Origin of the sequence: Caballeronia sp., from assembly GCF_028292365.1 — a bacterium.
Lineage (GTDB): Bacteria > Pseudomonadota > Gammaproteobacteria > Burkholderiales > Burkholderiaceae > Caballeronia.
The window spans coordinates 1-11,113 of record NZ_JAQGMM010000226.1 but is presented as its reverse complement, the minus strand read 5'-3'; the positions used below and the strand labels follow the sequence as shown (position 1 = coordinate 11,113).

Below are 11,113 nucleotides of genomic sequence, written 5' to 3'. Positions count from 1 at the left end.
TCGAGAACAACGTGCAGGGGATTCTGGGTTACGTGGTGCGGTGGATCGACCAGGGCGTGGGATGTTCGAAGGTGCCGGATATCCACGATGTCGGGTTGATGGAAGACCGCGCGACGCTGCGGATTTCAAGCCAGCATATTGCCAACTGGCTCCATCACGGGGTGGTGTCGGCGGCGCTGGTCAACGAGACGTTCGAGCGCATGGCGAAGGTCGTGGACAAGCAGAACGCCAGCGATCCGCAGTATCAGCCGATGGCCGGTCACTTTGAAACGTCGCTGGCCTTTAAGGCGGCGAAGGCGCTGGTTTTTGAGGGCCGTGCGCAACCGAGTGGATATACGGAACCGTTGCTGCATAAGTTCCGGCTCGGCGCCAAGGCATAGCTGGGGTGGTAGCCGCAAGCCGGTTTGCGATACGCACTCCGGCTGCAGCGCCACCTTCGGAACCCCAACAATCGTTCATCCAAGCGCATGACGAAGCCTTCACTCCCACGCTGTTGAGCGGACTCCGACAAGCGCCGCGACCAAACCCGTCAGCTCTGGCAATGCCCGGATGTCAGATCGGGGTGGCGGTCATGATCGGTTCTGTCGCAATAAAAATGATTGGGCGAACAAGGTCGCTATGCTAAGTAATGCTTATTTTGCTAAAGAGTAAAGCCGCTCGGCGGACTCCGTGAGAGCTGCGGTCAGGGCCTGTGCGGCTGCTGCACGGTCGAGGTTGACGGCCAGGCTGTGACCGGCTGCATTTATCCCGCAATGCACGCCGACGGTTCCAGCATCGCAACGATCGAGAGTCTTGAAGAAGGCGGCGTCCTCGATCCAGTGCAGCAGGCTTTCGTCGACTGTGGCGCCTTTCAATGCGGGTTTTGCACGTCGGGATTCATCTTAATGAGCCGTCAATTGCTACGCGTCACGTAGACCACAATGAAGTTGTCACCGATTGCGAATTAAAAACGTCAATCCGCGTAAGTAGTGTCCAAAGACCGTTCAAAATCATGGGTTTACGTGTGGCGCATTAAAAGTGTCAACTGCTGCAAGTGGTGACGGTATCAACCGACGGCCAATGCGCGATGCTGCCGGGTATTGGCATGAGCGGCTCGGACACGCCACACCTGAAGCCATCTGGATCAGCGACTATTGGATGTATCAGAATTGACGATAACGAACGCTTCCGCGTTGCGGTTGAGCGGTATGGCCGACTTGCACAGCCCCGCTCTCCGCCTTCGTCATGTCATCGACATCGACATCGACCGTTGATCGCTTTAGTTTATTTCAAATTGAACTATGAGTTCGATCCGGCTAGTCCGCTATTCGAGGTCTTCTGCTTGATCCAACGTCCTCGTGATCTCAACTAGCTAAGGCAACCGATCGCTTCGTATCAGATCGACTTCAATCCCCTCCGGCCAGCGTCATCGTTGTCGCTGGGTCAGATGGTCTGTGTTCGCTGCAGCGGCGCGAATGGCACTCATCGGCCCGTTTCGGTCACTCAGGGCAATTCTTCGTCCGTCGGGTTTCGGCTCGATTTGAGACGGTTGCCAGCGATGGGATCGCATTTATGCGCGCAGTATTTTGGACAGGACGTAAGTCTCGCGAGAACTGTGACCGGTACACCGATAAGCGCATCTAAAGCTCGGAACTGTTCAGTACTTTATCCAGTTCGTCCAGGGTATAGGGCTTGCGCATCGCCTTCCAGCGGAATGTTGGCGCTGGAACAGCAGGCATTTCGTTGCCCGAGGCGAAGATAACGCGCAGCGCTGGCCGTAACTGAACCGCTTTTTCGGCGAGTTCGATTCCGGACATGCCAGGAATCGCCAGATCGGCGAGCAAAACGTCGAATGCCTCGTCCCCAAGCCAACGCAGCGCCTCTTCCGGCGAGCCAGTCGTAGCCGGAGCATGTCCGAGCATTTTTACCAGTTCGCTCGTAGCTTCCAGTAACGCAAGATCGTCGTCGACCAGAAGAACCCGGAGACCTGTCGTGCCAGAATTTGCTGCTGACAGCGTTGCGTCCTGGCGTTCACGGGTCGCGCGAGTAGCGCCCAGCATCTGGCGGATCTTGTAGGCGAGCTGTTCCCGGCTGTATGGCTTGCTCAACAGCTCAACGCCCGGATCCAGGCGTCCGCCGTGAATGACCGCGTTCTGCGTATAGCCGGAAGTAAACAGCACCTTCAGGCGCGGCAGAAGCTGCAGCGCCTGGGCGGCCATGTCGGGACTGCGCAGGGACCCGGGCATGACGACGTCCGTGAAAAGCAGGTCAATATGGATGCCACTTCGAATCACGGTCAACGCCTGCTCTGTGCCGTCTGCCTTCAGCACACTGTAGCCAAGGCCGGTCAGCGTATCGACAACGGTAGATTGCACCTTCAGATCGTCTTCCACGACGAGGATGGTCTCCGTTCCGCCCAGCAACCGGACGCTCGGTCTCGCAGGAGGCTCGATTGCCGTTTCGGTGGACCGCGGCAGGTAGATTTTGACGGTGGTGCCATGCCCGACCTCGCTATAGATGCGGGTATGTCCACCGCTCTGCTTGACGAAGCCATAGGCCATGCTTAAACCCAGTCCGGTTCCCGACCCCTCGGGCTTCGTCGTAAAGAACGGGTCGAATGCCCGCTCAAGCACGTCGGCCGGCATGCCACTGCCAGTGTCGGTGACGGCGAGCATGACGTACTGGCCTACCGGCACATCGGGCAGCCCGGCAACGTACTGATCGTCGAGCATTGCATTGACCAGTTCCATGGTTAGCTTTCCGCCATCCGGCATCGCATCGCGCGCGTTGATAGCCAGATTGAGAATGACGTTCTCCAGCTGATGAATGTCCACGATCGTGTTCCATAGCCCGCCGGCGACGACCGTCTCCACTTCAATGGTCTCGCCAAGTGCGCGCCGCAGCAGATCATCCATGCCCCGTATCGCGGGCGCCAGGTTGATCACAACCGGTCGCAAGGGCTGCCGACGTCCAAACGCGAGCAGTTGGGACGCTAGTTTCGCGCCGCGCTCGACCGCGTCGATTGCCTTGTCGAGCCGCTCGCGGGTCCATCCGTCGCCGGCATGACGGTTTTCCAGCAGCTCCAGGTTACCGCGCAGCACCTGCAATACATTGTTGAAATCGTGCGCAACGCCGCCCGTCAACTTACCGATAGCCTCCATCTTCTGCGACTGGAACAGTGCCGTCCTGGTCTCCTCGAGAACCCGGTTCGCTTCCGTCCGCTCCGTGATGTCGCGGGTGATCTTCGCAAACCCAGCAAGCATTCCATCCTCGTCGCGGATTGCGTCGATCACGACCTGCGCCCAGAAACGGCTACCATCTTTCCTAACCCGCCATCCTTCCGCTTCAAACCGGCCGTCCCTCGCAGCAGCGGTCAGCCCGCGCTGCGGGAGTCCTGTCGCAGCGTCTTCCGGCGTGTAAAAACGCGAGAAATGCGATCCGATGATTTCCTCTGCAGCGTAGCCCTTGATGCGCCGTGCGCCGGAGTTCCAGTTTGTGACCACGCCTTCCGGCGAGAGCATGAAGATTGCGTAGTCAGTCACGCCGTTAACCAGCACGCGGAAGCGTCGCTCGCTTTCCAGCACTGCCTCGTGCGCGGCCTTTTTCTCCGTGATATCGCGCACGATATTCACATAAGCGGCAGGTTGCCCACCTTCCGTATGCAATGCGGTAGTCACGTCGCTGGCCCAAAACGTTGACCCATCCTTGCGGACTCGCCAGCCTTCGGTGTCGTGGCGCCCTGTCCGTCGGGCGGTTTCGAGGCCGACCGCAGGCGCCCTTTTTTGGCGGTCATCCTCTATGTAGAGGATGTCCAGCATCTGGCCGATGATCTCGTCCGGCTGGTATCCGTGGATAACTATGCCGCCGCGATTCCAAGTCAGAATCCGGCCTTCCAGCGAAATCGCACAAATTGAATAGTCAGAGACAGATGCAACCCACTTGTCCGTCCAGTTCTGGATCGTATCGCCTGGTTGCCGTTTGTTCGGCATATTTGACTCCCGATTTGACTGGCTTTGAAGCTGGTGTGGCTGGCCAATATATTACCTCGTCATTCGATGCGATCAGGGTGGGCGACCCGCGCGTTCCTTTCGTCCGTCGCTCGGCCGGGCGATCAAGGTCTTTTGCTGCGGCCGAAGCCGACGGCGAGCTCACCGCAAAGGACGCTTCCGCAAGCGAGCGAATTCGGGAATCATGGCGAAGGGAAGAAAGCGTTGACGATGCGTTGTCCGCCTGTCCCGCGATGGTCGGTTGACCGCAACGAAAACGGTAACCGGCCATTCGCCGGTTTCCCGCGGATGTCTCGTTATGGGCCGACAAGAGGCGGTCACGCCTGCCAAATACGGCCACTCGATGCCGAGGCCCGACCGGGATTCGTTAAAATTCCGCCATATCTCGATCTAAGCGGCTGATTTAATTGCGAAATCGATGATTGGATCGAGTGCCGGTACAAACCTCTGGGATCGGACTGATAGTTCCCGCAGCTGTTGATGCTTTGTCAGTAACTCGCAACGGAACGGCATGCGAGCGGCCTGGAGTCCCTAGCGAACGGTGTACGGCGGCAACTGGACGACGGGTGCCGCCGCCTTGAATATGTCTTCGCGCGACCGTGTTCGCGGCGGATAAATGCGTTCGCAGTTGATCGTGCGTTTGGTTTGCTTGGCCTCGTCGCCCTGCGAGGCAAGACGGCGGTCCCATCCCTCCGTGTACACTGCACCCCAAGGGCCGAGATCGAGAATGGTCGTGTACCAGTCAATGTGAAGCGGTAGCATCGGCAGACCAAGCAGGTCGCAAACGGCATTGTGACCGGCGTAGCGCCCCATCGGCCGGCCATGCTGGCACGACATGACCGACGGCCGCGCTCCGTCGATCAGGATATGGGCGCAATCGCCGGCCGCGAAAACACCGGGCACATTGTCGAGGCGCAAAAACGAATCCACCGGAACACGTCCGAACGGATCGAGCGTCACGGGAAACTGCTCGGTCAGCGAACTCGCGCGCATGCCGCCGCACCAGACGATAGTTGCGGCATCGATGCGTTTTCCGCCCGTCAGCAGGATACCGTCGCGCGTCACGGCCCCGAGCGCAACGCCCGGTAGCAGTTCGACACCCAGCGCGTTGAGCGCCTCCTCGATCACGGGCTGTGCGCCGCCCATCGCCTGACCGATCTTCGCTGAACGATCAGCGAGGATCACGCGAACCGGATTCCGCCCGCTGTCACCGACGACGCGGCGCAGCCGCGCGGGCAATTCAGCCGCCAGCTCGATACCCGTCAGCCCCGCGCCGACCACGACGACCAACAGGCGCCCGGCTGACTCCGGTAGCCGAGGCAATTGGAGCAGGTGTTCCTGTAGCTTGCCGGCTCCTTGGAAGGTATCGACATCGAATGCGAATTCGCGCAGTCCGGGGATGCCAGGGCGCACGAGCTCGCTCCCCGCAGCGAGGATCAGGCGGTCGTAGTCGAGCCATTGGACTTGCCCGTCGACGTCAATCTCGACCTGGCGCGTCGACAGATCGACCGAGCGCACGATGCCCTGAATCCAGCGCACGCCAACCGGATCGAGCACGTCGGAAAGTGGTACAAGCGTGTCGTCGAGCGGCTGCTCATAGTTGCGAACGCGAATGCTGTGATACGGCGTACCGTTAATGACGACGACCTCAACCTGGTCCGTCGGCACCTGCAACTCGTCGAGTTTGCGCGCCGCACCCACCGCACTCCACAAGCCGGCAAAACCGGCGCCGACCACCACGATACGCTTCATGCCGTTCTCCATGAGAGGCATGCTCCTCACTTCGGAAGAATCAGTCTATCAGCAACGCAAATTCGAATGTACCTGACTGAGACTCCGCAGCTGCGTCTTAAAACCCGTCGCAAACTCCTTTCAACCGTCTCGGAGCGTTGAAGCGAGGTTCTACCCTGTTCGGTTCGGAGAGTCACATCACCGAATTCGAGGATCGCGCATTTGATCGTCGCAAATCTTCAAAGGTTGCATTTACAAGGTATCGTATGTGTTGAAAACGCTCATACGCTCTCCTATCGCTAACCCGCATTATCGAAACGGTCTCGAATTTCGACAAAACTGGCTTAATAGAAAACGCTCTGACCGGAATCTTTGTCGTGGTTAGCATCCGTGATGTTGACGTCTGTTATTAACGCTGGCCGTGTCCATAGGACGCGAATCGTGTCCATTAATTCTGCTAGCGCGGCGCCCTGCTAATTCGTCCGACATAGCGTGGAGGAAGTGGTTCAATGCTTCGCCCATGCGAAATATGCGCGCTTTCAGAAAACAAGGTACTTTCCAACTGTTGCACCACCTTTTATTAAGGATAGCTTTGTATTTTTTTGAAAATTGAAGAATACCACATTTGCGGAATTGATGAACAGGGCCAACGCGCCAGCAGAATTAACTAGCATCTCGCCGACTGCCAGTTGCCGAAACGCAACATCGTCCAACGCGGCGATTTCGCTTCAATCCCTTTCTGGACATGCTTCACGGTAACTTTTCCCGCTAGCATCATCTATGGACACTGCTAGCGGAATTAATGGACAACTACAGGATCAACGGACATCAACCTCACCGGCACGCTGGAGTGCATTCGGGCGGTGGCACCCGCGATGACCGTACGCAAGCACGGCCGGATCATCGTCACTTCATCGACCCAGGGACGCCACGGCATGCGCGATGGCGCGGGCTACTCGGCGTCGAAGTGGGCGCTGCTGGGGCTGATGAAATCGCGGCGTTGGAAGTCGGTGAGTTCGGGATTACCGTGAACGCGGTCATCCCTGGCCTGATCGATACCGAATTGACGCGCAACGAAAGGCGCTACACGCAGGCGCTGAAGGAGGCAAGGAGGTAAGGTCCCCGAACCACCTCTTGAGCCGAAAGTGGTGGAAGCGCTCACGCAGAAAACGCCGCTCGGCGTGCCGTGGATCGACCCGGACGATGTCGCGCCGGCCTTCGTGTACCTTGCATCAGATGACGCGCACACGGTGACCGGTTCGGCGCTGGACGTCACCGGCGGCGACAGTGCGTAAAAACGGCGTGATGAGAGGGCGGCGATCTGCCACCTTCATCCGTAAGGAGAGAGAACGATGGAACCGATAAAACCCATGAAACCGATGGCGCCCATGGAGCCGATGAAGCCTATGCCGGCCATGGAAAAGCGGTGGCCTGATAAATTGGCTCACGCGTCTGTAAGCGGTTCGCAAAACGGCGTGCGCTACGCATTTTTCCCTTATAAACAGCGCTTGCTGATGAAGAGAACGGCGACCTTCGTACCTATGACAGTGACGATCATCGGATTAACGGGGTATCGCAGCAGCAGAGCCACGGACACTCGCTGGCGTTCACGAGCCAAATTGGCGTCGTCGACCTCGACGAGTTGAAGCAGGTCTGAATCGGCCCGGTGCCGGCAGAGAAGTCGCGTACTAAGGGCCAGGCTGCGTGCGCCCGTCTGCACGGTCGGAGCCGGCTTCGGATCATGTCGCCGTGAGCCGCCCGGATCGCAAGAGAGGAACCTCAGCACAAGCACAAGTGCAATGAGCGCAGACAAACGCTTTACGCGCCCGATAAGCGCGCCATCAATCGTTGGGCATCAAATGGCGCCCGAACTTTTTGATCATTGTCGAAATAGCAGAACACATCGCGAGTTTTTCTTGGACGGGCGCGAGCGGGCGAAAACAGCTTCGAATCCGGAGGTGCGCTTCCCGCGGACCAACTCCGGATCCGACTCGCCCAATGGTCGAGCCCTTCATCGGTATAGGCTCCGCCGTACAGCGTCTCGGTACCATGAAGGCGCATATACATAAAGTCAGCCGTCAAATCTTCGGCATAGGGCCACCCCGCCACCGAGTCTGAAATCACGAGCGCGACGCGATGTTCGCGCAGCGTTTTTATAAAGTCCGGGCTTGCGAAACTCGGGTGCCTGATCTCGATCGCGTGTCTGAGACGGTGCTGACGCTTGATGTCGAACCACGGCTGCTTTACCCGGGCGTCATGCTGGCTGGCTAAAGCAGTTGCTTCGCGAGTGTCACGCGGCAGCAACGCTAGAAACCGGTTCAAGCGGTCGGGCTCAAATGAATAGTTGGGCGGGAACTGCCAAAGAAAAGGGCCGAGCTTCTCTTCAAGCGCGAGGACGCCAGAGGCGAAAAAATTCGCGATGGCGGGCCGCGCGGTATCGTCTCGGAATCGGAGCATGTGGGTCAAATAACGCGGACCCTTCACGCTGAATACAAAATGAGCGGGCGTTGCCGCGTACCACGACTTGTAGCTTCCGATCGTCTGGAGGGAATAGTGCGAGCCATTGATTTCTATCGTGTCTACCACACGAGAAGCGAACTCCAGCTCTCGAGCCTGTTGAAGACCCTTGGGGTAAAACATGCCGCGCCACCCCTCGTAGCGCCAACCCGATATTCCGATCCTGTTAGCCATCGTTTCTCGCGCACTCATTTAGTACGCCAACGTGCAGGCGGCGTCATTTGGCGGCCGCTCCGAATGCACGTCCCTTCCCTCGGACGCAGGCCATGTAAAGGAGACACCGTACTTACGGCTGACCCGAGCCTCCTGTTGCGCCATGGACTTGCCCGGTCACGTAGCTCGCCTGCGCGGACGCAAGCTGAACGTAGACGGGCGCTATCTGCGCTGGTTGCCCGGGCCGCCCCATAGGTACCTGCTCACCAAACTTCTCGACATTCTCTGTTGTCTGTCCGCCGCTGACCTGAAGTGCCGTCCAAAAAGGTCTAGGGGCGACCGTAATGACGCGGATGCCCCGCGAGCGAATTTAGCGCGCGCAAGCTCTGCGCGGCTGGCCCTAGTTCCTGCCGGCCCGGCTTTGGATGCGGTGGAGATTGGGCTTTCATGACCGACTCATGAGCAATTCCCATGCCGGTGAGGACGCACACGCTGCTCCCGGCATGCATGCCGGGAAGGCCTCCCGATGGGCTCTGCCGCGAAGCATGCAGGCTCTCGCCTCACGCAAACATCTTGTCTAGCGCAATCTGAAGGTCGCGGATAGCCTTTCCCGCCGCATGCCAGATCACGTTCGCAAAATGGGAATGGTTGCCCCCGCGCCGGCGTCGACGCTCGAACTGATTGGGCGCGCATTTGAACTCCGGTAAGGATTTGAGCGCGTCTTAAGTTGCATCAGGCCACTGCATTTCCTTCCAACGATGCGAATCTCTGAGAATGGAATTGCCACTAAATGTGCACCCATCCCCAGGAATCCGCCGACCGAAAGGACGACATAGTGTCCTTGTTGTCTGGAATGACAATGAAATCATCAATCGTCCCGAGTTGTTCCTTTGCGATTAAAAACGGGCGAGCCGTTGATTTTCGAAGCGCGGTATCCGGTGCCAGTTGAACGACATCAACCTTTTGTTAAGTAATATCCTGCGGCGTTCCCTGTGCGCGATGCTTGTATGTTGACGCCCATTGCGAGGACCGCCGCCGCTATAAAACCGGATCTTTTTTTCATCGCTAGTCTCTTTTGTGATATCCATCTGCGTACGGCGAGTTGACCCGCCGGTTCGTATTTCGCGGCCAGCCGTCCCGGCGACGTCGTTGTGCCGGCTCGCACGGCGCGCTCCGTAACGTGGAAACAAAAACGCGCGAAGTGGGGACAGCGTCAGCTCCTTCGCGGCCGGGCTTGGTGTCGGATTCACCTTCCTCAGGCAAATCGTGGGGCGGATTGGGGCTCCCGGGTGTAAAGCGGTGACGGGTCCGGTTCTTCTGGCGTGGTCGGATCTGAGGGCATGACAGTCTCCTGAAAACGGAACAAAGCGCCCTAGTCAATGCAAATGCTCGGCCCGAGACCATCCGCGCTAGATATGCTTTCGATTTTGGAAATTTTTGGGAAGTCGAGCGTTTATGCTTTTCCTCAAGACCGTCGCGCGCATTTCTTTGAACGGAAGGCTGTCCGATCTGTAACCCTAATGAACGATGCGAGCGACGCTGGTGGGCACTGGGTAAAGGTTGCCATAGGCCTGTCTGATGCGGTAAGACGGTTCGCCCCTCAAGTAGTAGTGACGCTCGGTTATCACGCGAGCTACTCCATGTGGCTTTGCATTTTGAAGTTGCTCTACCGCCGATTCTCCTTGATCTACATGTCTGACTCGAAAGCTGACGATGGCAAACTGTATAGGGCAAAAGAGTGGCTCAAACGGACGATCATTCGCCAGTTCGACGGCGCGCTCGTAACGGGCGAAAAGCACCGCGCATATGCGCGCTCGCTAGGGATACCCCTCGCCCGGTCTCGGACGGGCTTCGACGTCGTCGATGTGGAATATTTTTCACTGATGTCCGAGGCAGCGCGCAACTCCGAGAGCGACGTCCGCGCGAAATTCGGTCTGCCGCCTCGATATTTTATTTGCGTGAGCCGTTTCCTACCGCGCAAAAATGTTGATGTAGTGATCGAAGCCTATTGTCGTTCAGGGCTTCACAAACTCGGCCAATCGCTGGTCCTGGTCGGTCAGGGACGGTGTGGCGATCGCTTGCGTCAGTCGCGCAGCTCGGCTTGAGCTCTCATGTGGTCATTCTCGATTCAGTCAAGAACCTCGACATGCCGGCGGTGTACGCGCTCGCGGAGTTCGCCGTACTCGCCAGCCAGTTCGATCAATGGGGCTTATGCATTAGCGAGGCGTTTGCCGCGAAGTGCCCTGCTATTGTCACGTGGACCTGCGGAGTTGCTGGCGAGCTAGTCGCGGACGGCATCGACGGCTTTATTGTGGAGCCGGGAGACGTGCATATACTGGCTGAGAGGATGGTGGTTCTCGGTTCTGATCTCGCGCTGCGTGGCGCTTCGCTGAGAAAGCACGGTCCACCACCGACGATTGGACGCCCGCCCCTGTTCGCTTCCAACCTTATCGATCTGTCGATACCAATCGTAACGCACGCGAAAAACACCCTCAACCCGAAAGAGCGAGCCCGCTCTCAAACGTGAGTTTCGCTGTGCTCGATCGACCAACGTAGGGTCGTCGGACGCGCGTTGGTGCGACTTCAGTCCCAAATGTGGTGATCTCGACCCTGCGCTTTACCCGTGCCCGCTGCACCGCGCACCAAGCGAGACAGGGCACGGCGATTGCGTAGCCCGCGCTTACCTTGCTGTGCATGAATTCGCCCCTTTTTCTTCGATTCCATTG

The 11,113-nt window shown here is 58.3% G+C and carries 7 protein-coding genes and 3 pseudogenes; 5 read left to right on the top strand and 5 right to left on the bottom strand.

Annotated elements, in window-relative coordinates; genetic code table 11:
- Positions 1 to 380 (top strand): annotated as a pseudogene (locus JWR14_RS13925) (malate synthase G); the annotation flags it as partial.
- Positions 381 to 632: 252 nt separating this feature from the next.
- On the opposite strand, the gene JWR14_RS13920 reads toward JWR14_RS13925, so the two are convergent.
- The gene (locus JWR14_RS13920; protein WP_299707555.1) at positions 633 to 854 is read right to left on the bottom strand and encodes a hypothetical protein; all 222 of its coding nucleotides are present in this window, start codon (positions 852 to 854) and stop codon (positions 633 to 635) included.
- On the opposite strand from JWR14_RS13920, the gene JWR14_RS13915 reads away from it, so the two are divergent.
- Complete coding sequence (locus tag JWR14_RS13915) at positions 819 to 914, top strand: 2Fe-2S iron-sulfur cluster-binding protein (protein ID WP_299707552.1); 96 nt, start codon at positions 819 to 821, stop codon at positions 912 to 914. The two genes, JWR14_RS13920 and JWR14_RS13915, sit on opposite strands and share 36 nt — an antisense overlap.
- Before the next feature lie 705 nt (positions 915 to 1,619).
- On the opposite strand, the gene JWR14_RS13910 is transcribed toward JWR14_RS13915, so the two are convergent.
- Positions 1,620 to 3,968, bottom strand: a complete 2,349-nt coding sequence (locus JWR14_RS13910; RefSeq protein WP_299707549.1) for a PAS domain S-box protein — start codon at positions 3,966 to 3,968, stop codon at positions 1,620 to 1,622.
- Positions 3,969 to 4,517: 549 nt separating this feature from the next.
- Positions 4,518 to 5,738, bottom strand: coding sequence for an FAD-dependent oxidoreductase (locus JWR14_RS13905; RefSeq protein ID WP_299707546.1), 1,221 nt, complete (start codon positions 5,736 to 5,738; stop codon positions 4,518 to 4,520).
- Between the two features lie 854 nt (positions 5,739 to 6,592).
- On the opposite strand from JWR14_RS13905, the pseudogene JWR14_RS13900 reads away from it, so the two are divergent.
- Positions 6,593 to 7,012: pseudogene (locus tag JWR14_RS13900) on the top strand (SDR family oxidoreductase).
- A 523-nt stretch (positions 7,013 to 7,535) separates the two neighbouring features.
- On the opposite strand, the gene JWR14_RS13895 reads toward JWR14_RS13900, so the two are convergent.
- Together JWR14_RS13895 and JWR14_RS13890 are read right to left on the bottom strand one after the other, a co-directional pair.
- Complete coding sequence (locus JWR14_RS13895; protein ID WP_299707543.1) at positions 7,536 to 8,408, bottom strand: DUF72 domain-containing protein; 873 nt, start codon at positions 8,406 to 8,408, stop codon at positions 7,536 to 7,538.
- 112 nt (positions 8,409 to 8,520) lie between these two features.
- A pseudogene (locus tag JWR14_RS13890) lies at positions 8,521 to 8,766 on the bottom strand (SDR family oxidoreductase); the annotation flags it as partial.
- Positions 8,767 to 9,802: 1,036 nt separating this feature from the next.
- Between JWR14_RS13890 and JWR14_RS13885 the strand changes: the two are divergent.
- Together JWR14_RS13885 and JWR14_RS13880 are read left to right on the top strand one after the other, a co-directional pair.
- Positions 9,803 to 10,492 carry a hypothetical protein gene (locus tag JWR14_RS13885; RefSeq protein ID WP_299707540.1) on the top strand — a complete coding sequence of 230 codons (690 nt, stop codon included), beginning with the start codon at positions 9,803 to 9,805 and terminating at the stop codon, positions 10,490 to 10,492.
- On the top strand, positions 10,453 to 10,914 hold the full coding sequence (locus tag JWR14_RS13880; RefSeq protein ID WP_299707537.1) for a glycosyltransferase: 462 nt from the start codon (positions 10,453 to 10,455) through the stop codon (positions 10,912 to 10,914). The genes JWR14_RS13885 and JWR14_RS13880 overlap by 40 nt, the downstream gene beginning before the upstream one ends.
- Positions 10,915 to 11,113: the final 199 nt, after the last annotated feature.